Source organism: Actinoplanes sp. NPDC004185, from assembly GCF_053603475.1.
In genome coordinates this window covers 40,737-63,126 of the sequence record NZ_JBSGFR010000049.1, presented here as the reverse complement: position 1 = coordinate 63,126, position 22,390 = coordinate 40,737, and the positions used below count along the sequence as shown (strand labels likewise).

The 22,390-nt window shown below is 71.6% G+C and carries 20 protein-coding genes; 17 read left to right on the top strand and 3 right to left on the bottom strand.

Features of this window, described 5'->3' with window-relative positions:
- Positions 1 to 236: 236 nt before the first annotated feature.
- Genes ACWEOZ_RS36200 through ACWEOZ_RS36190 form a run of 3 tightly spaced genes read left to right on the top strand, consistent with a single transcriptional unit; the run spans position 237 to position 3,177 of the window.
- Entirely contained in the window at positions 237 to 611 is a 375-nt protein-coding gene (locus ACWEOZ_RS36200; RefSeq protein WP_451915174.1) for a response regulator transcription factor, read from the top strand.
- Complete coding sequence (locus ACWEOZ_RS36195; RefSeq protein WP_451915173.1) at positions 611 to 1,717, top strand: HEAT repeat domain-containing protein; 1,107 nt, start codon at positions 611 to 613, stop codon at positions 1,715 to 1,717. The genes ACWEOZ_RS36200 and ACWEOZ_RS36195 overlap by 1 nt, the downstream gene beginning before the upstream one ends.
- On the top strand, positions 1,714 to 3,177 hold the full coding sequence (locus ACWEOZ_RS36190) for a glycosyltransferase family 2 protein (protein ID WP_451915172.1): 1,464 nt from the start codon (positions 1,714 to 1,716) through the stop codon (positions 3,175 to 3,177). Before ACWEOZ_RS36195 ends, ACWEOZ_RS36190 begins: the two co-directional genes overlap by 4 nt.
- Here the strand turns inward: ACWEOZ_RS36190 and ACWEOZ_RS36185 are convergent.
- Complete coding sequence (locus tag ACWEOZ_RS36185; RefSeq protein ID WP_451915171.1) at positions 3,142 to 3,798, bottom strand: DUF3159 domain-containing protein; 657 nt, start codon at positions 3,796 to 3,798, stop codon at positions 3,142 to 3,144. The genes ACWEOZ_RS36190 and ACWEOZ_RS36185 overlap by 36 nt on opposite strands.
- A 266-nt stretch (positions 3,799 to 4,064) precedes the next feature.
- Between ACWEOZ_RS36185 and ACWEOZ_RS36180 the strand changes: the two genes are divergently transcribed.
- Entirely contained in the window at positions 4,065 to 5,246 is a 1,182-nt protein-coding gene (locus ACWEOZ_RS36180; protein WP_451915170.1) for a PP2C family protein-serine/threonine phosphatase, read from the top strand.
- Here the strand turns inward: ACWEOZ_RS36180 and ACWEOZ_RS36175 are convergent.
- The gene (locus ACWEOZ_RS36175) at positions 5,227 to 5,922 is read right to left on the bottom strand and encodes a phosphatase PAP2 family protein (protein ID WP_451915169.1); all 696 of its coding nucleotides are present in this window, start codon (positions 5,920 to 5,922) and stop codon (positions 5,227 to 5,229) included. The two genes, ACWEOZ_RS36180 and ACWEOZ_RS36175, sit on opposite strands and share 20 nt — an antisense overlap.
- 415 nt (positions 5,923 to 6,337) lie before the next feature.
- Between ACWEOZ_RS36175 and ACWEOZ_RS36170 the strand changes: the two genes are divergently transcribed.
- Together ACWEOZ_RS36170 and ACWEOZ_RS36165 are read left to right on the top strand one after the other, a co-directional pair.
- Positions 6,338 to 6,943, top strand: a complete 606-nt coding sequence (locus tag ACWEOZ_RS36170) for a response regulator transcription factor (protein ID WP_451915168.1) — start codon at positions 6,338 to 6,340, stop codon at positions 6,941 to 6,943.
- A gap of 34 nt (positions 6,944 to 6,977) precedes the next feature.
- The gene (locus ACWEOZ_RS36165; protein ID WP_451915167.1) at positions 6,978 to 7,574 is read left to right on the top strand and encodes a VanZ family protein; all 597 of its coding nucleotides are present in this window, start codon (positions 6,978 to 6,980) and stop codon (positions 7,572 to 7,574) included.
- Here the strand turns inward: ACWEOZ_RS36165 and ACWEOZ_RS36160 are convergent.
- Complete coding sequence (locus ACWEOZ_RS36160; RefSeq protein ID WP_451915166.1) at positions 7,550 to 8,650, bottom strand: glycosyltransferase; 1,101 nt, start codon at positions 8,648 to 8,650, stop codon at positions 7,550 to 7,552. The two genes, ACWEOZ_RS36165 and ACWEOZ_RS36160, sit on opposite strands and share 25 nt — an antisense overlap.
- 411 nt (positions 8,651 to 9,061) lie before the next feature.
- Here ACWEOZ_RS36160 and ACWEOZ_RS36155 point away from each other — a divergent pair, with 411 nt between their 5' ends.
- From ACWEOZ_RS36155 to ACWEOZ_RS36105, 11 genes are all read left to right on the top strand, one after another.
- Entirely contained in the window at positions 9,062 to 11,047 is a 1,986-nt protein-coding gene (locus ACWEOZ_RS36155; protein WP_451915165.1) for a polysaccharide biosynthesis protein, read from the top strand.
- Between the two features lie 29 nt (positions 11,048 to 11,076).
- Positions 11,077 to 12,333 carry a nucleotide sugar dehydrogenase gene (locus ACWEOZ_RS36150; protein ID WP_451915164.1) on the top strand — a complete coding sequence of 419 codons (1,257 nt, stop codon included), beginning with the start codon at positions 11,077 to 11,079 and terminating at the stop codon, positions 12,331 to 12,333.
- Positions 12,330 to 12,962: a sugar transferase gene (locus tag ACWEOZ_RS36145; RefSeq protein WP_451915163.1), complete on the top strand. Its 633-nt coding sequence runs from the start codon at positions 12,330 to 12,332 to the stop codon at positions 12,960 to 12,962. The genes ACWEOZ_RS36150 and ACWEOZ_RS36145 overlap by 4 nt, the downstream gene beginning before the upstream one ends.
- A complete protein-coding gene (locus ACWEOZ_RS36140; protein ID WP_451915162.1) occupies positions 12,952 to 14,013 on the top strand; it encodes a hypothetical protein in 1,062 nt (353 codons plus the stop codon). Before ACWEOZ_RS36145 ends, ACWEOZ_RS36140 begins: the two co-directional genes overlap by 11 nt.
- 56 nt (positions 14,014 to 14,069) lie before the next feature.
- Entirely contained in the window at positions 14,070 to 14,870 is an 801-nt protein-coding gene (locus ACWEOZ_RS36135; protein ID WP_451915161.1) for an SDR family NAD(P)-dependent oxidoreductase, read from the top strand.
- A gap of 35 nt (positions 14,871 to 14,905) precedes the next feature.
- A complete protein-coding gene (locus ACWEOZ_RS36130; RefSeq protein ID WP_451915160.1) occupies positions 14,906 to 16,090 on the top strand; it encodes a spore photoproduct lyase family protein in 1,185 nt (394 codons plus the stop codon).
- Positions 16,091 to 16,240: 150 nt separating this feature from the next.
- Positions 16,241 to 16,987 (top strand): MBL fold metallo-hydrolase, encoded by a 747-nt coding sequence (locus ACWEOZ_RS36125; RefSeq protein WP_451915159.1) that lies wholly within the window; start codon positions 16,241 to 16,243, stop codon positions 16,985 to 16,987.
- Positions 16,988 to 17,046: 59 nt separating this feature from the next.
- Positions 17,047 to 17,874 carry a DUF72 domain-containing protein gene (locus ACWEOZ_RS36120; protein ID WP_451915175.1) on the top strand — a complete coding sequence of 276 codons (828 nt, stop codon included), beginning with the start codon at positions 17,047 to 17,049 and terminating at the stop codon, positions 17,872 to 17,874.
- A 50-nt stretch (positions 17,875 to 17,924) separates the two neighbouring features.
- Positions 17,925 to 18,668: a hypothetical protein gene (locus tag ACWEOZ_RS36115; RefSeq protein ID WP_451915158.1), complete on the top strand. Its 744-nt coding sequence runs from the start codon at positions 17,925 to 17,927 to the stop codon at positions 18,666 to 18,668.
- A gap of 646 nt (positions 18,669 to 19,314) precedes the next feature.
- Positions 19,315 to 21,729: an NACHT domain-containing protein gene (locus tag ACWEOZ_RS36110; RefSeq protein ID WP_451915157.1), complete on the top strand. Its 2,415-nt coding sequence runs from the start codon at positions 19,315 to 19,317 to the stop codon at positions 21,727 to 21,729.
- On the top strand, positions 21,726 to 22,310 hold the full coding sequence (locus ACWEOZ_RS36105; RefSeq protein ID WP_451915156.1) for a hypothetical protein: 585 nt from the start codon (positions 21,726 to 21,728) through the stop codon (positions 22,308 to 22,310). Before ACWEOZ_RS36110 ends, ACWEOZ_RS36105 begins: the two co-directional genes overlap by 4 nt.
- Positions 22,311 to 22,390 lie beyond the last annotated feature (80 nt).

The following is a 22,390-nucleotide window of genomic DNA, read 5'->3' as shown; positions in this document are numbered from 1 at the left end:
GCCGCGCCGGTGCCGAGCCCGAGGGCCAGCACGGCCGCGGCGAGGGCGACGCCGCGCCGGCCGGGGGAGCCGGCCACGTTCCGGATGTTCACGCACCCTCTATCGACGCCGGCCGGGGGCGGTTGAGGGACCACACCCGGGGTTGTCGCATTGCTACCGTTCACCGCGAACGATGCTCACAAAACGGATATATTTGACGGTGCACAGGCAGGCCTGACCGCGCGGAGTGGAGGACGATGAGCACGATCCTCCTTGTCGAAGACGATCCGGACATCCGCCACCTGGTGTCGTACAAGCTCACCAAGGGCGGTTTCGACGTGATCGAGGCGGCCGACGGGCTCGCCGCGCTGGGCGCCGCCCGGGACAACCCGCCCGACCTGGTGCTGCTCGACGTGCGGATGCCCCGGATGTCGGGCATCGAGGTCTGCCGCGAGCTGCGCGCCGGACCGCTGCCGGCGACCGTCCCGATCATCATGCTCACCGCGCGGTCGCGGCCCCAGGACCTCGAGCAGGGGTACGCGGCCGGCGCCACCGAGTACATCGTCAAGCCGTTCAGCCCCCGTGACCTGCAGGAACGGGTGGAGGCCGCGCTGGCCCGGGTGAACAGCTGATGCTGGGCCTGTTCACGGTCGTGCTCGAGGTGCTGACCGGTGTCGTCGCGGTCACCGTGCTGGCGATCGTCGGGGTCCGGGTGGCCCGCAAGCTCCGGCAACGCCGCCAGGCCGCCCTGGCCGCCGGGCCGCGCCGGGCGTTGCTGGCCTTCGTCGCGGACAACGGCGAGCACGGCGCCCAGGAGCTGGTCGCCATCCCCGACGAGGCCTGGCGAGCCGCCGAGCCCGGCGCGTTGGCCCTGCTGGGCAAGCTGCGCGGGGAGGCGCACCTCGCGCTGGTCACCGTCTTCCTGCAACGCGGCATCGCCCGTACCGCCCTGGGGGACCTGCACTCGCGCAGCCGGGTCAAGCGGGCCCGGGCCGCCCAGGTGCTCGGCGACCTGGAGCTGCGCCAGGCCGTGCCGGAGCTGTGCCGGCTGCTCACCGACCGGCACGACGAGGTACGGGTCGTGGCCGTCCGCGCGCTGGGCCGCATCGGTGACCCGGCCGCCGCCTGGCGGATCATCGCCGGCCTGGACCGCTCCGACCCGGTGCCCTCGCTGCTGGCCACCCACACGCTGGTGCAGCTCGGCGCCGAGGCCGAGGTGACCCTGTCGGCCGCGCTCGACCATCCGCAGGCCCGGGTCCGCGCGGTCTGCCTGGACGCGCTCGGCCTGCTCGGTGCCACCGGAAGCGTGCACCGCATGGCCCGGGTGCTGCGCGAGGACAGCTACCTCGACGTACGGGTGGCCGCCGCCACCAACCTGGGCAAGCTCGGCACCCGCAGTGCTCTCGAACCGCTGCAGCAGGCGCTGAGCCCGTCACGGCCGGCGGCGCTGCGGGCCGCCGCCGCCCGGGCGCTGGGGGAGCTGGGCGCGCCCAGCGCGGTGCCGATCCTGGCGGACCTGCTCGACGACGACGAGTTCCAGGTCGCGCACGAGGCCGCCCACGCGCTGAGCCGGCTCGGCCGGGCCGGCGCCGAGGCGCTCGCCGCCTTGATCGACACCGAGCGGACGCAGTCCGGGGCGCACGCGCGGCCGTCGGCCTCGGCCAGCCACGCCCAGGAGGCGCTGGCGCTGTCGCGGGTCGGGGCCGAGCACGGGGAACGCGTGGGGGCCGGGGCGTGACGGCCGGGCTCATCCGCGACATCCTGCACTACACCGACGTCACGATCTTCGCCTACTTCCTCGCGCTGAACAGCAGCTACCTGGTGCTCATCGCGCTGGCCGGGCTGGAGTTCGGCCGGCACCTGAGGCGGGCGCCGTTCGCCGGGGCCGACGACATGTTCCGCAGCCCGCTGACGCTGCCCGTGTCGGTGATCGTGCCGGCGTACAACGAGGGGCCGGGGATCGTCGCCGCGGTCACGGCGATGACCGCCCTGCGTTATCCGCGCTACGAGGTCGTGGTGGTCGACGACGGCTCCAGCGACGACACGTTCGAGCTGCTGCGGGCCGAGTTCGACCTGGTCGAGGTACCGCGGGTGGTGCCGAACGAGGTGCCGTACCAGTCACGGGTGCTCTCCGTGCACGTCGCCCGGGCCAACCCGCAGACCCTGACCGTGGTCCGCAAGACCAACGGCGGGAAGGCCGACGCCCTCAACGTCGGCATCAACCTGGCCCGGCACCCGCTGATCTGCATGGTCGACGCCGACTCGGTGCTGGACCCGGACGCCCTGCTGTCGGTGGCCAAGCCCTTCGGTGACGACCCGCTGCGGGTGGCGGCCTGCGGCGGCGTGGTGCGCATCGCCAACGGGTGCAAGGTCGTCGGCGGCCGCGTGGTGGACGTGCGGATGCCCCGGCAGTGGCTGGTCCGCATCCAGGTGGTCGAGTACCTGCGGGCGTTCCTGATGGGCCGCACCGGCTGGTCGCGCCTCGGCGGCCTGGTGGTGATCTCCGGCGCTTTCGGGGTCTTCCGCCGCGACCTGGTCGTCGAGATCGGCGGCATGGCCACCGACACCATCGGCGAGGACGCCGAGCTGGTGGTGCGGCTGCACCATCACCTGCGCCGGCGGCGCCAGGAATACCGGGTGATCTTCGTCGCCGAACCGGTCAGCTGGAGCGAGGCGCCCGCGAGCCTGCGGGTGCTGGGCCGCCAGCGGCGGCGCTGGCACCGCGGCATCGCGGAGATCCTGCGCAAGCACCGCGGCATGATCGCCAATCCCCGGTACGGCCGGATCGGGCTGATCGCGCTGCCGTACTACGTGATCTTCGAGCTGCTGGCGCCGTTCGTCGAGCTGGCGGCCCTGGTGCTGCTGCCGCTGGGACTCTGGGTGGACGCCGTCGACCTCGCGTTCGTCTGGCGCTTCGTGCTGGTCGCCTACGGGTACGGGCTACTGGTCAGTCTGGCCTCGCTGTTCATCGAGGAGGTCTCGTTCCACCGCTACCCGCGCTGGAGCGACCTGGTGCGCGGTGTGCTCGCGGCGATCCTGGAGAACTTCGGCTACCGGCAGATCCTCGCGGTGTGGCAGGTCCGGGGCGCGCTGGGGGCCCTGCACGGGCGCCGGGCCGAGTGGGGCGTCATGCACCGCTCGGGCTTCGACACCGGCCGTGAGTCAGCCGAGCCCGTCAGCGTGGGCGTCGACCGCTGAGCGCGGGTGCCGCAGGCCGGGGTGCCCGGCCGGCAGGCTGCGCCGGATCACCCACCAGCTCACGGCCAGGCAGGCGGCCACCAGCGGCCAGGTGAGCACGCCCCGGGCGATGCCCAGCGCCACCACGGCGTGCGCCGCCCAGAGCGGCACGAAGACGGCCAGCCGGACGAGATACTGCGCGACCCACACCCAGCTGCCCAGCGAGTACGCCCGCAGCAGCGCCGGATCACGCCGCCAGCGGGTGCGCTGACCGAGCACCGCCCCGACGATGACGCCCAGCAGCGGCCACCGGACGACGATGCTGACCGCCCAGGCCAGCGCGCTCGCGGCGTTCGTGACGATCTGCACCAGGAAGAAGTCCTCGGCCCGGCCGGTGCGCAGGGCGATCAGCGTGGCGACGCAGACGCCGAGCAGCCCGACCAGGACCGCCCGCGGCCTGTCGCCCTGCCGCAGCCGCCACCCGGCGACCACCAGCGCGGCGACGATCGCGGCACCGGCGCCGACCCAGATCGACCGGCCACCGGCCAGCCATCCGGCGACGAACACGACCGGGGGCACGGTCGCGTCGAGCGCGGCCCGCCGCCCACCCAGCAGATCGGCCAGCGACTCCGGTTGCGCCACGTCCCACCCCGCTCTCGACTTAGGTCAGCCTAACCGGCAGGCGGGGGCATCAAGGCTCAGGGTGCTGCGCCGGTTCTGTGATCCGGGGGCCGCGCGCTACGGTGAGGCCCGGTCGGCCGGTCGCCCGCGCAGCCGGCGACCGCGGCGGTACGAGGAGGGCCGGACATGGGACAGCCTCGGCTGCAGCCACCATCAGATGACGCGGCGACCTGCACGGTGATTGACCCGGGCACTGTCCGGGGAAGGGCATGGCGGGGGTGATCCGCGTGTCCGACTCGATGGAAGCGGTCCGGCGACTGCTCGATCTGCGCTATCGCAGCCGGCCGGAGGATCTGCCGACCGCGCTGAGCGATGTCGCGCCGCTGCTCGACGCCGTCAGCGTCACCGTGCTGCTGGTCGACTACGAGCAGTTGTCGCTGTGGCCGCTGCACGGCACGCCGGGCAGTCTCGAGCCGCGGCCGGTGGACGGGACCCTCGCCGGGCACGCCTTCTGCACCGCCGAGACGACCAATGAGAAGACGTGTCTCTGGCTGCCGCTGCTGCACGGCGCGGAACGCCTCGGCGTGCTCGAGGTGTGGCTGCGCGAGGCGCCGGGCGAGCGGGAGCGGCGTGACTTCGGGGTGATCGCCGCGCTGGTGGCGGAGCTGATCGCGAGCCGGCGCTTCTACGGTGACGCGGTGGAGCGCACCCGGCGCCGGTTGCCGATGCAGCTGGCCGCCGAGATCATCTGGAACCAGCTGCCGCCGCTGACCTTCGCCGCGAACGGCGCCCTGGTCACCGCGGTCCTGGAGCCCTGCTATGACGTGGGCGGGGACGCCTTCGACTACGCGGCCAACGGCGACATCGTGCACGTCGCCCTGTTCGACACCGTCGGGCACGGTATAAGTGCGAGTGCGCTGACAACGCTGACACTGAACACATACCGCAACGCCCGGCGCTCCGGGCTGGACCTGGCCGACACGTACCGCTCGATCGACAAGTGGATCCGCGCGCAATATCCCGGCTCGTTCGTCACGGCTCTGCTCGGTGAGCTCGACACCGGCACCGGCCGTTACCGCCGGATCGCCGCGGGGCACCCCGCCGAGCTGCACCTCCGCGGTGGCCGGGCGCTGCCCCCTCTGCCGACGCCGACGGCGTTGCCGCTCGGGCTCGGGCACATGCTGCCGCGTCAGCCGGGTATCGACGAGCTGCTGCTCGAGCCGGGGGACACGCTGATGCTGTACACCGACGGGATCACGGAGGCGCGCTCGGCCGACGGGGAGCTGTTCGGGCTGGACCGGCTGGCCGACTTCATCGTCAAGGCGATGGCCGAGGGCTCACCGGCCGAGACCATGCGCAAGCTGATCCACGCGATCGTGTCCTACGAGAACGGTGAACTGCGTGACGACGCGACGGCTGCCCTGGTGCAGTGGCAACCGTCGCCGGTCGTCACGCCTTCGCCGTGGTGAGCCGTCCCGGTCCGGTGCGCGGCCCGCGGATGCCGGTGCGGTCGAGAATGGCGCGGGTCATGACCAGCACGCAGACGCCTCCGTTGAGGAACGACGCGGTCACGTCACTGGGGTGGTGCATGCCGCGGTACATCCGGGTGAGCGCCACGCCGATGGGCACGAGCACCAGCAGCCAGGCGGCCCGCTTGAGCCAGGTGCGGTTGGCCACGCGGAAGAGGATCACGGCCAGGCCGAGGTAGAGCGCGACCGCCGCCGAGGTGTGCCCGGACGGGAAGCTCGACGTCGGCGGGGACGTGTCCATCTTCTCCACGTCCGGGCGGGGCCGGTCGATGACCAGCGTGGTCAGGAAGAAGACGACGGCCTGGGCGCAGACCGCGGCACAGAGGAAGATCGGCTCGCGCCAGCGCTTGAGGACCAGGCGCAGCGCGAGGGCCGCGAGCACGGTCACCGCGATGATCGCCGGGGTGCTGGCCAGGGTGCTGAAGATCAGCGAGACCAGGCTGATGTCGTGGGTACGGTCGCGCTCGAACTCGCGGTTGACCGAGTCCTCGATCGTGAACGGCCACACGTGCGTCATGACCTTGGTGATGAGCAGACCCAGAGTGATCATGACGCCGAGCAGGACGGCGACCGGAGCGAACACCCGTTTGAGGGCCTGAACCGCGATTTCTGCCATGCCGGCGCATTACCCGGACGGCTTCGTGCGCGAAACTAGGCGCTCCTTTCCGGCTTGTCCGAGAAAAGGGGACAAGGTGCATTAACGAATCAGAGGGGAAGCTCACCCAGAGCGTCAATACGGTTGCCGGCGGTGAAGATCCGGCAGACTTGCCTCGGTCGATCGGCTAACCCGGGTGTCGGCGACCGGTCCCGGCGATAGGTTGACATCAGCCGGCGGCGCCGCAATTCATTGGCACAAATCCGTGTTGAGCTGCGGAAACTGTCGCTTCAACAACCGGACGTGCGAATTTGTCGATCCCGATGGGCGATCCACCGGGCTGGCGTCTCCGAAGTAGACCTGTGGGAGTAGGCAGGCCCCGACAAAGTCGACGATCCGGCCCGGTGCCGGGCGTCCCTCGCTGAAGGGTGGTGCGATGATCCGGGTCGCGGTGGTGCGGGACGAGGGATACTTCGGCGTCCCGGTACGGGTACTCCTGGAATCCAAGCCTGATCTGCATTACGTCGGCACCCTGCCGTTCGCCGGTGATCTCGCGCAGCGGGCGGCGGAGCTGTGGCCGACGGTGATCGTCATCGACACCGAGTACATGGTCAGTCAGGTGCTGCCGGTGGCGGCCGAGCTGCACGCCACCATCCCGTCCTGCGCCATGCTGCTGCTCTGCGACCCGGCCAAGCGCGGCATGCTCCCGCCGCGGCGCTGGGCCGGCGCGCTCAACTTCCTGCTCAAGGACGTCTCCGGGGCGGTGCTGGCCGACTCCGTACGCCGGCTGGCCGCCGGAGAACGCGTCGTGTCGCCCCTGCTGCAGGCCGCCTCGCTCAACACCGACCGGGGCCTGAGCACCCGCGAGCTCGAGGTGCTCGGACTGGCCGCCGAGGGGGAGTCGGTCAGCGACATCGCCGGCCGGCTCTACCTGTCCGGCGGTACGGTCCGCAACTACCTGTCCGCCGTCATCACCAAGACCGGCGCCCGCAACCGCCTGGACGCCATCCGGATCGCGCGCAAGGACGGCTGGTTGCGCTGAGGCCGCGGCGGCCGGGCCCGTACCGTTGACCGGGATGCCATTCCATCAGCTCGACGTGCCGGCGCTGCCCATCCTGCTGCCACTGGGCGGCGTGCTCATGATCGTCTCCTGGGTGCTGCTGCACCGGCGCGGCCGGCTCAGCGCGCGCCGCCTGACCACGGCCTGGGTCGCCGGCTGGTACGCGGTGGCCGTGGTCGGCGCGACCATGCTGCCGCTGCACCTGGCCTGGGGCCCCGGCGCCGGTCCGCCCGAGCTCTACCGCATCATCCTGGTCCCGCTGACCACCATGCGGGTCGACGACTTCCTGCTCAACATCGTGATGACGCTGCCGCTCGCCGCCCTGCTGTTCCTGGTCACCGGCCTGCGCGAGCGCCGCCGGGTGGTGCTGACCGGTTTCCTGGTCAGCCTGGCCATCGAGATCACCCAGGCGGTCATCTGCCTCGCCTGGCACGGCAACCGCTGGGCCGACGTGAACGACCTGACCTCCAACACCCTGGGGGCCTGGCTCGGCTTTTTGATCTTCTGGCGGGCCATGCGCTCGGCGCGGGTCCGCGAGTTGGTGCGCGGCTGGTCGCTGGTGGAGGCCGAGCCCGCGGTGCCGCCGGTTCACCGTCCCGCGACCCGGTCGTAGAGCCGGGCGACCGAGGCGGCCACGGCGGCGGCGCTGTAGCGGTCACCGGCCGAGCGGGCGGGCAGCCGGGCGCCATGGCGTTCCCGGTGGCAGAGGACTTCGGTGCGCAGCGCCCGGACCAGCGACTGCGGATCGCGCGGGGAGAGCCGGTGGGCGCCGTCGAGGACGGTCCGCGTCGCGGCGAGTTCGTCCAGGGGCGGGCAGGTCGCGTACAGGGCGGGCAGGCCGGCGGCGAGGGCCTCGAGCACCACCAGCCCGGCGGTGTCCGGGCCGGGCGGTGACGCGAAGACGTCCATGGCGCAGAGCATCTCCCGGGCGTGGCCCACGGTGCCGGCGAACCGGACCCGGTCGGCCAGGCCCTCGATGACGGCGAGCCGCTGCAACGCGACCCGGGCCGGGCCGTCGCCGACCAGCAGCAGGGTCACCCCGGGCAGCTCGCCGACCGCCCGGATCAGCCGGTCGAATCCTTCGCCGTGCTCCAGCCGGCCCACTCCGCCGACGACCGGTACGCCGTCCGCGATCTCCAGCCGGGCCCGGGCCGCCGCGCGCAGGGCCGGGTCGAAGCGGAACTCGGCCGCGTCGACCGCCTTGGGGATGACGGTGATCCGGGCGTCCGGCACACCCCAGGCGCGCAGCCGCGCGGCGACCGCCGGCGTCACCGCGATCGTGGCCCGGCCGGCGCGTTCGCCGGCGAGGTAGAGCGCGCGGACACCGCCGGACGCCGGGCGGTCCTCGACGAACCGTTCGCTCAAGTGGTGCGCGGTGGCGACGACGGGCCGGACGCCGGCCAGCCGGGCGGCGAACCGGCCCTGGACGCAGGCGCGGTACAGGTGGGTGTGCACGACGTCGAAGCGGCCGAGCCGGATGAGCCGCCGCAGCCGCACGATCGTGGCCGGGCCGCTGTCGGTGCCGAGCTCGTGCACCGCCGTACCGGTGGCCCGCAGGCCCGTCGCGAGCGGCCCCGGCCGGGCCAGGGTGACCACTTCGCAGTCGTGCGGGAGCCGGGGCACCAGCAGGCGCAGTTGTTGCTCGGCCCCGCCGGCCGCCAAAGTGCTGATGACGTGCAGCACCCTCATTTTCCCCTCTTTCCTCGGTGCGGCGCACTCGCGACGCTGCCAGAGTCGGGGCGGACAATGAAAGTCGCAGATGTCATGCCCAACATGAATGCCACCGAACGCGCAAATCGATTTCCTGGTCCGGCCGAACGGATGTATCAGCGCACCGAAAGTGCCTGCGCAGCAGGCGATCGAGGGCACGCGATCACCTCGGGGGCCAAACATGAACCAGGCTCATGTAGGCCGTGACAATTGCTACTGTGATCGATCTGGCGCGACTGGCACGCTTTATTCGCAAGCGCTGAAAAGCGATCAGCGACGAGCGGCACGCGCAATTGACGTCACCATTTGATGCGGCGCGCGCACGCTCCCTTTCCTTGCCAGTTCTCACCGCGGCCGTCCACCGCCGGTATCCGTCCAGGGAGGAAATCCATGCAGGTACGGCGAGCAGCGCCCGACGCCACCGCGGGCGACCGGCGGGCCGGGAGGCCCGCCGGGGCGCCCTGGTTACGCATGGTGGCACCCGGGCGGGCGGCCCGGGCCGGCGTCGACGCCGCCGCGCTGGGCCTGGCCCTGCTGATCGCCACCCTGCTGCGCCACGACGGCCACCTCAGCCACGTCCACCTGCTCCCGCTGCTGGTGCTGGCCTGCTTCGCCGCGGTCGTGCACACCGTGGCCGGGCTGCGCTTCGGCCTCTACACCGGGCGCTGGTCGTACGGCTGCTTCGAGGAGATCGCCGCGCTGGCCAAGACCGCGGTGGTCGCCACCCCGGTCATCTTCGTGCTGGACACGCTGCTCGGCCGGCTCGTGCCGCGCTCGGCCATCATCGCGGCCGGCCTGATCGCCCTGGTGCTCACCGCCGGCGTGCGCTACGCCGTCCGCCTGCTCAACGACCAGCGGCTGCGCCCCTCGCCGGAGCCGGGCACCCGGGTCGTCGTGATGGGCGCAGGCGAGGGCGCCACCCAGGTCATCCGGGCGATGCTGCGCAGCCCGTTCAGCCCGTACGTGCCGGTCGCGCTGCTCGACGACGACCCCGCCAAGCGCACCCTGCGGGTGATGGGGGTGCCGGTGGCCGGCAACCGGCAGGCGATGGCCGAGGTGGTCCGCCGGTACAGCGCCGACGCGGTGCTTATCGCCATCCCCAGCGCGAGCGCCGACCTGGTGCGCGAGCTGACCGAGCTGGCCGAGCCGCTCAACGTCGACCTGAAGGTGGTCCCGCCGGTCGTGGAGCTGTTCGGCCGTACGGTCAGCGTCGAGGACATCCGGTCGGTCAGCCACGCCGACCTGCTCGGGCGCCGCGAGATCGGCATCGACCTGGCCGCCGTGGCCGGCTACCTGGCCGGCCGCCGGGTGCTGGTCACCGGGGCCGGCGGCTCGATCGGCTCGGAGCTGTGCCGCCAGGTCGCCCGCTTCCACCCCGCCCAGCTGGTGATGCTGGATCGCGACGAGTCCGGCCTGCACGCGGTGCAGCTCTCCCTGGACGGCCGCGGCATGCTCGACGACCGCAACCTGGTCGTCGCCGACATCCGCGACCAGCAGCGCCTCGACGAGGTCTTCGCCGAGCACCGGCCCCAGGTGGTGTTCCACGCGGCCGCTCTCAAACACCTGCCGCTGCTGGAGATGCACCCCTCCGAGGCGCTCAAGACCAACATCATCGGCACCTACCAGATCCTGCAGACGGCCCTGCGCCACGGCGTCGACCGGCTGGTGAACATCTCCACCGACAAGGCCGCCGAACCGGTCAGCGTGCTCGGCTACTCCAAGCGGATCACCGAACGGCTCACCGCGGCGGCCGACGAGGCCGCCCACGGCACCTATTGCAGCGTGCGCTTCGGCAACGTGCTGGGCAGCCGCGGCTCGGTGCTGACCGCCTTCGCCGCGCAGGTCGAGGCGGGCGGGCCGATCACCGTCACCCACCCCGAGATGACGCGCTACTTCATGACCGTGCAGGAGGCCGTCCGCCTGGTCATCCAGGCCGGCGCGCTCGACAGCGCCGGCGAGGTGCTGGTGCTCGACATGGGCGAGCCGGTGCGCATCCATGACGTCGCCCGCCGGATCGCCGACGCGGCGGAACGGCACATCCAGATCGTCTACACCGGTCTGCGTCCCGGCGAGAAGCTCGCCGAGGTCCTGCTCGGCCCGGACGAGCCCGACCACCGCCCGCACCACCCGCTGATCTCGCAGGCGCCGGTGCCCCCGCTGGACGGGGCCGTGCTGTCGCTGCTGGACCCCACGGCGCCGCGCAAGGACCTGATCGCCGTGCTGCGCTGGCTGGCCGAGAGCCCGGCGCTGTCCCCGGCCCGCGAAACCCCGCCGCCGATGCCGGTGACCCGCAACGGGCGCCGGCCCGGCGCCCGCACCAAGACCACCGCGCCGCGGCAGCCCGAATACACCGTACGCCCGGGACGGCAGCCGTGAGCCGCCCCGCGCAGGAAGGGAACACGCCCATGCGGGTCGTCATCGCCGGTCAGGGTTACGTGGGGCTGCCGCTGGCGGTCCGCGCCGCCCAGGTGGGTCATTCGGTCGTCGGCTTCGACGTCGACGAGGAACGCATCAAGCGCCTCGCCGCTGGGGAGTCCTACGTGGACGACGTGTCGTCGGCGGAGCTGCAGGAGATCATCGACGCCGGCACGTTCCACCCGTCGGCCGATCCGCGCTCCTGCGCCGGCTTCGACGTCGCGGTCATCGCGGTGCCGACCCCGCTGCGCGAGGGCACCCCCGACCTGAACTACATCGAGCAGTCGGCCCGGACCCTGGCGCGCTACCTGCGCCCGGGCGCCACCGTGGCGCTGGAGTCGACCACCTATCCGGGCACCACCACCGACCTGGTCGCGCCGCTGCTGGAGGAGGGCTCCGGCCTGATCGCCGGGGTCGACTTCCACCTCGGTTACAGCCCCGAGCGCATCGACCCGGGCAACCGCACCTGGAACCTGGTCACCACCCCCAAGGTCGTCTCCGGCATCAACGCCGAGTCGCTGGAGCGGGTGCGTGCCTTCTACGCCTCGGTTGTCGAGCACACCGTGCCGGTCTCCGATCCCAAGGTCGCCGAGCTGGCCAAGCTCATGGAGAACACGTTCCGGCACGTCAACATCGCGCTGATCAACGAGCTGGCGGTGTTCGCCCACGACCTCGGCATCGACGTCTGGGAGGCGATCGAGGCGGCGTCGAGCAAGCCGTTCGGCTACATGCCGTTCGTGCCCGGTCCCGGGGTCGGCGGGCACTGCCTGCCGATCGACCCGTCGTACCTGTCCTGGCGGGTGCAGCGGACGCTGGGCCAGAGCTTCCGGTTCGTCGAGCTGGCCAACGACATCAACAACCACATGCCCGACTACGTCGTCCGGCGCCTGGTCGGCGCGCTCAACCAGCGGCGCAAGCCGGTCAACGGCTCGACCGTGCTGCTGCTCGGGCTCGCGTACAAGAAGAACAGCGGCGACGCCCGCGAGTCGCCGGCCCGGCGGGTCGCCTCGCTGCTGCTGGACATGGGGGCCGAGGTACGCGCGGCCGACCCGCACGTGGTCGAGGACGCCCACGTGGACCGCCGCGTCGTCCGGGTCGCCGCCACCGCCGAGCAGATCGCCGCGGCCGACGCCGTCATCGTGCTGGCCGACCACGACGCCTTCGACCTGGACCTGGTCGTCGAGCACGCCGCTTACGTCCTGGACACCCGGCACCGCCTCACCGGACCGAATGTGGAGACGCTATGACGTTCTGGGATGGTCTCAACCGGCTGGCCGCCGCCGTCGCACTGCTGCTGTTGTCCCCGGTGATCCTGGTGGTGGCCGCCTGGATCCGGATCGCCGACGGCCCGGGGATCCTGTTCGTGCAGGACCGCGCCGGGCTCGGCGGCGTGCCGTTCCGGATGCTCAAGTTCCGCACGATGGTCCACGACTCGGTCGCGCTGAGCGCGCAGCTGGGTATCAGCGACCCGTTCGGGCTGGTCGAGAACGACCCGCGGATCACCCGGTGCGGCCGGTTCCTGCGCCGCACCAGCCTGGACGAGCTGCCCCAGCTGGTGAACGTGGTCCGCGGGCAGATGCTGCTGGTCGGTCCGCGCCCGGACGTGCTGCCGCAGGTCGCCAACTACTCGGCCGAGGACGCCCGGCGCCTGGAGGTCAAGCCCGGCATCACCGGCTGGGCCCAGGTCAACGGCCGCGACGACATCGACTGGCCGCAGCGCTTCGCCCTGGACCGCTGGTACGTCGACCACCGCTCGGTGCGGCTGGACCTGCGCATCCTCTGGCGCACGGTGGCCACCCTGCACCGCGAGGAGGCCCCGGTGCACGTCGACGAGCTCAACATCCAGCGGGCCCGGGACCTCGGCCGTGCGGCCTGAGGTCGGCTCGGAGTTCCACTGGGACCCGGCCGCCATCGCCACCACACCGCAATCCCTGCTGCCGCAACGGTTCGAGCTGTTCGCCACCGGCTGCGGGGCGCTGAGCACCCTGCTGCGGCAGCTGGCGCCGGCGGGCCGGCTGCACGTGCCGTCGTTCTTCTGCATGGGAGTCGCCGAAACCCTGTCCGCCGACGTGCCGATCACCTGGTACCGGCACCTGCCCGACGGCGACGGACCCCGCCTGGAAACCCTGCGCGCGCTGCCCGGCGACGTCGTCCTGACCCAGAACCTGTTCGGCCGCGACCGCCCGGAGCCGTGGGCCGCGTGGATGCGAGCGCACCCCGGCGTCACCGTGGTGGAGGACCACTCACACGACCCGTTCAGCGACTGGGCCCGCGCCAGCCCGGCCCCGTACGCGATGGCCTCCCTGCGCAAGACCCTGCCGCTGCCGGACGGCGGCCTGCTCTGGTCCCCGCACGGGCTGGCCCTGCCCGGGCCGGTCGGGGCGGAAAGCCCCGGCGCGCAGCTGAAACTGGTGGCGATGCTGCTCAAAGGCGCGTGGCTGGACGGCCGGGAAGTGCCCAAGGACGACTTCCGGGCCCTGCAACAGCGCGGTGAGCACGCCCTGCTCGGCAGCGAAGGACCGGCGAGCGCGCTGACGGCGACGGTGCTGCCGCTGCTGGATCTGGCCGGTCTGCGCGCTGCGAACGCCCGGAACGCGCACGCCCTGATCGACGCTCTGGCGGCTCGTGACGGGGCGTGGCGGGTGCTGAGCGGTGGGCCGGCCGGTGCGGTGCCGTTCCGGGTGCAGCTGCTGTGCGAATCGGAGCCGGTCCGCGACGGCCTGCTGGCGCATCTGGCACGGCACGGGATCTACGCGCCGGTGCACTGGCGGCAGGACCGGGGCGGGGTGTGGAGCGGGGATGAGGAGGCGGCTGATCTGGCGGCCCGGATTTTGACGGTGCCGGTGGATCATCGGTGCGGGCCCGGGGATGTGCGGCGGGTCGCGGAGGTGCTCGGCGCGTTCGCCGCCGCGCCGGCCGCGGCCTGAGCGCCGGCCGCCGAAATCTCGTTGCCCGCCGCCGAGCAGGATTGCAGACTGCCCGCATGCCTCCGCATGTCGCTCTGGTCACCGGCGCCAACCACGGAATCGGCGCCGCCACAGCCCGGGCCCTGGCCGCCGGCGGCGCCGCCGTCGTGTGCGCCTACCGGCAGGTCGACGACCCGGTGGATCCGGCAGTCCCCGAGGCCTACCGGACCAGCCGCGCAGCGACCGCCGACGCGGTGGTGGTGGAGATCCGCGAGCGCGGCGGCGCAGCCATCGCCGCCGACGAGGACCTCACCGATCCACTGGCCCCGCAGCGCCTGTTCGACCTGGCCGAGGCCACCTTCGGTCCGGTCGACATCCTGATCAACAACGCCACCGGCTGGGTGCAGGACACCTTCAGCCCGCGGACCGTCGACCAGCACGGGCGGCAGCTGCAGCCCGTCACCGTCGCCACCTGGTCGCAGCAGTTCGCCGTGGACGCGATGGCGCCGGCGCTGCTCATCGCCGAGTTCGCCCGGCGGCACGCCGCCCGCGGCGCGACCTGGGGCCGGATCGTGGGCCTGACCTCCGGCGCCGAGCTCGGCTTCCCGCAGGAGGTCTCGTACGGCGCCGCGAAAGCCGCCCAGACCAACTACACGATGTCCGCCGCCGCCGAGCTGGCCCCGCTCGGCATCACCGCCAATGTCGTGCACCCGCCGGTGACCGACACCGGATGGGTGACCGACGCCGTCCGCGACTTCGTGGCGCGGAGCACGGCGCTGGTGAACGTGGCCACCCCGGCGCAGGTGGCCGAGGTCATCGCCTACCTCGCCTCGGACGCGTCCGCGCTGGTCACCGGCAATGTGATCACCTTGCGCTGACGGTAGATCCGGTCCCGGCAGGGTATCTGCCCCCGGTGACCGACCATGGCATCGACGTCGACCAGCCGCTCGCCCCGGACGTGCCGGCGGCTCCGCACAGCGCCAGCGGCGAGGCGGTGCGCACATTCGACCTCAGCGCCGTCGCGCCGCCCGCGCGGCCCGCCCGCCGTTGGACGCCGCGGCGGGTGGTGGCCACCCCGGCGGCCTACGACCATCCGCACGGGCGGCGGATCATGGCGCTGGTCGAGGCCCAGGGGATCGAGGTCGAGCGGCTGCGGGCCAACCGGCTGACCGGGGTACGCGGTGAGACCGACCGGGAGACGTACGCCCGCGCCAAAGCCACCATGGCCATCGTGGTGAGCCCGCCCGCCCGGCGCACCCTGCAGCCGATCGCCCCCAGCGCCGACTGGCGGTTCGACCTGGCCGAGGGCTGCCCGGCGCACTGCCAGTACTGCTACCTGGCCGGCTCGCTGTCCGGACCGCCGGTGACCCGGGTGTACGCCGACCTGGACGACATCCTCGCCGGCCTGGCCGCGTACGAGGGGCGCGGGACGATCACCAGCCGCCGGGCCGCCCGCCGCGACGAGGGCACCACCTTCGAGGCCTCCTGCTACACCGACCCGCTGGCCCTGGAACATCTGACCGGCAGCTGGCGCCGGGCGGTCGAGCACTTCGGGGCCTGGGACGCGCCGGTGCAGTTGCGCTGGACGACCAAGTTCGACGACGTCGCCACGTTCGTGGGGCTGCCGCACGCCGGGCGTACCCGCGTCCGGCTCAGCGTCAACTGCGCGCCGGTCAGCGACCGGATGGAGGGCGGCACGAGCCGGGTGGCGGACCGGCTGGCGGCGCTGCGCAGGCTGGCCCTCGACGGCTATCCGGTCGGCCTGACCATCGCGCCGATCATGCCGGTCGAGGACTGGCGCACCCACTACGGCCTGCTGCTGGACCAGGTGGCGGCCGCGGTCGAGGGCGTACCGGGGCTCGATCTGACCGCGGAGCTGATCACCCACCGCTTCACCCCGGGCAGCAAGGAGGTGCTGCTGGGCTGGTATCCCCGCACGAAGCTGGAGATGGACGAGGAATCCCGCAGCCGCAAGCACGGCAAGTTCGGCGCGGTCAAGTACGTCTACCCGGCCGGGACGATGGCCGAGCTGCGCGGCTGGTTCGAGGCAGAGATCGCAGCGCGGCTGCCGTCCTGCCGCATCCTCTACTGGACCTGACCGTCGGCGGGCCCGACTCTCCCCGGCCGGCGACGAGATCCTCGACGAGGGGTGCGCCATCGCGCGGTCCCAGGGGGCGTCCGCCGTTCTGCGGCAGATGGAGCAGGCCAGGGCGGATTTTGCCGACGCGACCTGATTCAATCGACGGTCATGGGGAATCTGTCGTTTTCTCGCCGCCGGCTGCTGTTCACGGCCGGGGCCGGTGCGCTGGGTGTGGCTGTGCTCGGCTCCTGCTCGTCGGAGTCGTCCGGGCCGGCGGCGCCGGCCGCGTCGTCGGAGCAGCCCGTCCCGGCGGTCAGCGGCGCGGTGGCCGGCGACTGGCGGCGGGTGAGCATGTCCTACGTGGCCGCGTACATCCTGGTCCGCAACGGTGAGGCGGCGATCGTCGACCTGGGCACCGCCGGTTCCGAGTCGGCGATCGGGGAGGGACTGAAGGCGGCGGGCGCCGGGTGGGACGCGGTGAAGCACATCGTGCTCACCCACCTGCACGACGACCACGTCGGCGGCCTCGCCGAGATCGCCCCGCTGGTCAAAGCCTCCATCTATGCCGGGTCCGGCGACCTCTCGTCGATCATCTCGGACAAGCCGCTGAAGCCGCTGGCCGAGGGCGACGAGGTCTTCGGGATGCGCGTCGTCGAGACCCCGGGCCACACCCTCGGCCACATCTCCGTCTTCGAGCCGGCCACCGGCATCCTGGTGGCCGGCGACGCACTGCGTACGACCAACGGCCTGGAACGCTCCGATCCCCAGTACACCGCCGACGAGGCCAAGGCCAACGACTCGGTCCGCAAGCTGGCCGCGATGGACGTCAAAGCGATCCTGCCCGGCCACGGCGAGCCGCTGACCGCCGGCGCGGCCCAGGCCCTGCGGAAACTGGCGGCCGGCCTGCCCGCGTGAGCAGGCCGCTCCGGCGCACCGCCTACCATCTCGGCATGCGGCTTCACGTGGGATGCGCGATGTGGTCACTGAAGTCCTGGCAGGGACGCTTCGTGGCGCATCCGCTGCCGTCGCGCGAGCGGCTGCGGGCGTACAGCGGCTGGTGCAACGCGGTCGAGGGCAACACCACCTTCTACGCGACGCCGGCCCGCGAGACCGTGCAGACCTGGGCGCAGCAGACCGATCCGGACTTCCGGTTCGTGCTCAAGCTGCCCAAGGTCATCACCCACGAACGCCGGCTGGTGGCGGCCGAGGACCCGCTGCGGATCTTCCTGGACGCGATCGAGCCGCTGGGCCCACGGGCCCACGCCCTGTGGATCCAGCTGCCGGGATCCTTCGGCCCGGCCGACCTCCCGGCCCTGGAGACCTTCCTGCGGCAGGTGCCGGCCTCTTACCGGTACGCCGTGGAGGTCCGCCACCCGGCCTTCTTCGACGACCCCCACGCGACAGCGGAGCTCGAACGCGCCCTCGCTGCTGTGAACGCCGAATGGGTGCCGTTCGACACGACGGTTTTCTTCGCGAAGCTCCCGACCAGTGCGGCGGAACGCGACGCGTGGACCAAGAAGCCCCGCCTGCCGCGCCGCTCGCAGGCCCTGACCGACCGGCCGATCATCCGCTACCTGGGCCGCGACGCGGTCCGGGAGACAGTAGAGGGCTGGCAGCACTGGGTGGACGTGACCGTGGGCTGGCTGCGCGAGGGCCGCGCACCGACGGTGTTCGTGCACACGCCGGACAACGCCGACGCGCCGCAGCTGGCCCGCCGCTTCCACGACGCGATCCGGGCCCGGGTGCCGGAGCTGGAGCCCCTGCGCGAGCCGGACCCGATCGAGCCGCTCACCCTCTTCTGACCGAGCGGATGGCCGACCCCGGTGGGTGGCAGTCGCCTATGGTGGGGAACGTGGACGTGCGCCTGCTGGTGTTCGAGGTCGGGGACCGTGTCACAGGCTCGGGGGAGCTGGTGGCGGACGCCGATGGTGTCTGGCTCGACCTGGCCCGGTTCTTCCCGTTGGGACCGCCAGGAGGCAGCCGGCCGCGATCCCGCCAATCAGTACGCTTGATCGGTGCGGACGCCGCACTGGCCGCGACTTCGGATATCGACCCGGCGTGGCCGGTCACCGTCAGCGGTGTCTGGCTGGGCGATGCCCTTGAGGTTGAGTCGCTGTCACAAGCAGCGCCGCTGCCGGATCGGGCAGACCGCTGGTCGACACCGCCCTGTCCACCGCCGGCCGGTGGCTGGCCCCGCGGCGAGAATCTCGATTTCGACCGGGATGCCCTGGAGAACAGTGGAGCAGCGGTCGCTGTCGCGACCTTTCGGCCGGGCCTATACCAGGCCGTGCTGGTCGTGGTCGCCGAGGACATCGATGCTGTCGAGGAAATGCTCCGGCCGCAGCTGCCCGATCGGCTGTGCGTCGTGACCAGCAGATGGACCCGGGGCCAACTCGACAACGTACGAGCCCATCTGATGCGGCATTGGCAGGACTGGACCCTGGAGTCTGTCGGCGAGGACATCGACGAGCAAGCGCAGGCCCGCGTCGAGGTGGAACTGCTGCGAGTCACCAGCGATCTCGCGCAGTGGGCGGCGACGCTCCCTGACGACTTGCTGCTCTTGGTGCCGTCCCTGGTTCCACTCACGTCGTCGTGATCTGCCGGGCCGGCTTCGCCTATGAAGGCACTGACCGACAGCTAGGCCGGCAAACCTGACGGCGACTCAGGCGCCGGCGTAATGCTCCGCCACCGGCGGCCGACTTCAGTCCCCACCATGGGGCGAAACTGCTCGCCAGGCGCACGCTCGAGAAGAGTGCATCAGCCAACTGCGAACCACCATCACCCGCCGGCGAATCGTTGATGACGCAATAAGGGTTTCATGCCGGCGGAGCCCGCGCGGCCCGGTGTCCGCCGGACGGCCGGCTGGGGGAACTCCGGAAGGATTAAGCCTCCCGTCCGGAACGGCCGCTCACTGACCACGGTTTCGAACCGCCCGTGCAGGTTGTTGGGGTCGTGCACCTGATACCCGCAAACCTGCGCCCGGTGAATGATTTCTCCAGCACGTCCCGATAAGTGAGGAATCTCCACGGTGCGTTCCGTGAACATGGGGTGCCGCTCATCGGCATCATGCTCGCCTTCTCCGCAGGCGGCCCGGCAATGGCGGATCCACCGGCTTCCCGAACGGGCGCGAGTCCAGCCGGAGTTGTCGTAGCCCGATCCGGCGCGGGGCATGGCCCGCCCGCACGGGGCAGCTCGGTACGTGGACACCGACCATGTCATCACCGTTTCAAGGACGGTTCCTCGTGATACCCGGTTCTTCCCCACCGACCTCCGGCGACGCCACACGCAAGGGCGCGCGCACCGTCGTGTCGACCCTCGCCGCCGGCCTGGTTCCCGTCGTGTCCGGCGTGATCGTGAATGGGCTCTCCGAGGACAAGGGCAGCGGCCCGTTCGCATTGATCATGCGGTTCCCACTGTTTTTCCTGATTCTCTTCATCGGCGGCACGTGCGTTCCCTTGGTCCTTCGCCGCGATGCCCGCCCGGCCGCCAAGGCCGAGCTGCCCCCTACGGGGACCGGTATGCCGGACATGAAAGAACTGGGCCGGATCCGGGATCACCTAATCGGGGCGATGCGCCGCCAGCTGGGCGACCGCGCGCCGGCGGCGCACTCGTCGATTCCCTGGATCGACGTACGACTGAGCTTGCTGACCGATGCCGGCAGACCCAGGACGATCGACGGCTTGCAACGCCTGCTCAGGGATGCCGGGCGGCGGGTCCTGCTGACCGGCGCGCCGGGCGCCGGCAAATCCGAGCAGCTACGGCTGCTGGCAGAGCTGCTGCTGCGCCGGTACGGGACGAAGGGCCTGCGCCGCCGGCGCAAGGTGCCGGCCGACCCGCCGGCCTACCTGCCCCTACTATTGGCCTTGCCCTCCTGGACCGAAGGCGACACGTCGTTCGCCTCGTGGGCCGCCGGTACGGTCGCCCAGCGGTACGACCTGTCCCTGGACGAAGCGCGTTGCTGGCTCGACAACGGCACCTATTGCCTGCTTCTCGACGGCCTGGACGAGGTGACCGCCACCGCGCGACCGGCTCTGATCAGGGCGCTCGCCACATTCAGGCCCGAACGGGCCCGGCTCGGGATCGTCGTCGCGCACCGGGCGGTGCCGCATCAGCGGGAGGAGCTCCACCCGCCGTCGGGATGGCAGACGGTGCGCATCGAACCGCTGACGCCCGAGCAGGTAGGCCGATACGCCGAGGCACACGCTGACCGGCTCGGCGAGCTGTGGCACGCGCTGCGGTCGAACTCGGACCTCGTGCAGTTGGTCGACAGTCCGTTGTTCATGGTCCTGGCAGCCGAGGGGCCCCCGGTCCGTCCCGGCGAGAAAGCCGGGCACCGCGGCCTCATCGACGCGTTCGTCGGCGCAGCTCTGAACGGCCGCAGCGACCCGGCCGAGGCACTGACAGCGCGCCGGAGGCTGGAGGGCCTGCGCAGAATCGCGCTGTTCATGCAGCAGACCAGAGCCGTCGGCTTCTGTCCCGATCGGCTCAACGCGGACGGCGTCCTTCGACGATGGCAACGGCTCCTCTGCCTCTGGGTACTGCCGGTCGTGCTCGCGGCCGTGGTGTGCCTCATCGCCGTCATGCTGGTTCGATCGGCCATCGCCGTCGGGCGTGGCATGTCGTTCGGGCTTGATGTCGGTCAGAGCGCCGCGGCCGCCATCGGCACGGACGTCGGCGTGGTGCTGGCACTCGCGGTGCTGGTCAGGCTCATGGGTGTTACGCCGCCGGCAGGCGACCTGGTCTGGCGGATAGCGATGCTGCGCAAACGGCTCCTTCTGATCGGAAGCTGTGCGGTGCTCGTGTCGGTCGCGGTCGGGGTGGCTGGCGCCGCACTTTCGACGGGGTCGTCCGGCGCTGCTGCGGGATGGCAGGCGGGCCTGGTCCAGGGTGCCGTCACTCTCGGCATCACCATCATCGCGTTCACCCTGCTCGGTGGCCTGGAGACCCAGGCCGGCGAATCGGTCCGTGCCCCGTTCGGCGGTCTGCATCAGTCGATCGCCACGGCCTCGATAGCGAGCGGCGTTCTGGGAATCGCGGCGATGCTGTTCGGTGCACTGGCGTTCGGGCCCGCCAGCGGTGTGCTGATCGGCGTCGCGACGCGGCCCGGGCTGGTCGCGCTGAGCGCGGATGCCTTCGGAATGCCGTACGCGATGAGCATCGGACTCGGCTCGTTCGTCACCGAGATCGTCCTGTTCGGAGTGCTGGCGAGCCTGATCGCCCTGCGTCCGGCCGACCGGACCAGCCTTCTCAAGACCAGCACAGCAGTGCTCCTCTTCGGTACCGGCGGATTGGTGCTGGCGCAGCTGTCCGACGTACGACCCGGGCACCAGTCGTTCGCCCTGCCGCTCGGCCCGGCGGGTGGCCTTTTGGAGCCGATGGCGTTCGGTCCGCCTGGCGGGCTGGTCGGCGCGCTGCTGGGCGCACTCGCGGTCGGCCTCGCGGGGGGAGCGGCGGGCTGGATGACCAACGGGGGTGCCTACCTGCTACAGAACCGGGTGACACTCCTGCTGTTGCAGGTGGAGGGCAAGGTGCCGGTAGGCCTGGCTGCGTTCCTGGACGACGTCGAGCAGACCGGCTTGCTGGTGCGCGCCGGTGACTGCTACCAATTTCGGCACCAGGTCTTCCTGGAGCACTTCGCCGATGGGGCGCGCCGATGAGAAGGATCGGCTACCTGCTCGTCGCATTTGTCAGTACCGCCGTTCTGGTAGCCGCGTCAGCCTTCGGCGCCAACCACGGACACAACACGGCGCAGGGGCAAATCGTGGACGCGCGCTCGTGGCGGTTCGAGCGGAGCTTCCTGGTCGGCAGCTGCCGCAACGGCTACCTGCCACCGCAGCGGTGTGCCGTCGTCGGGCGCATCGACTTCGTCCTTACTGCCACCTTGAGCGGCGACAGGCTGTCGCTCACCCAACGCTTCTCCAGCCGGGACGGCATCCGGTTCAGGATCGAACCGGCGGTGGTATGCCGCATCGAACGCATATTCGACACCGACTGCGCCGGGGCCACCGACCCGGAATACATGGAAGGATTCGGCGCGGAGGCCGATCTGCGGGCATCGTTCCAGGACGCGGAGGCCGGCGTTCGGAAGTTCGTCAACCTCATCTACCAGGTCGAGGTCGAGGATGTCGGCACTCTCAGAGGGAGCGCGAAAACAAACGAAAGTGTATTCCTGGGGACCACGCAACGATGGACGTGCCGCCGGAACAGGTCGGCAACAGCCGAATGCCGGTTCGGATGAGGCTCAAGCTCACTCGCTTGCACCGGCGCGCGACGCGCGATTGGATGGGCCGGCCGCCCGGCTGCCGAATTTCGTCTTGG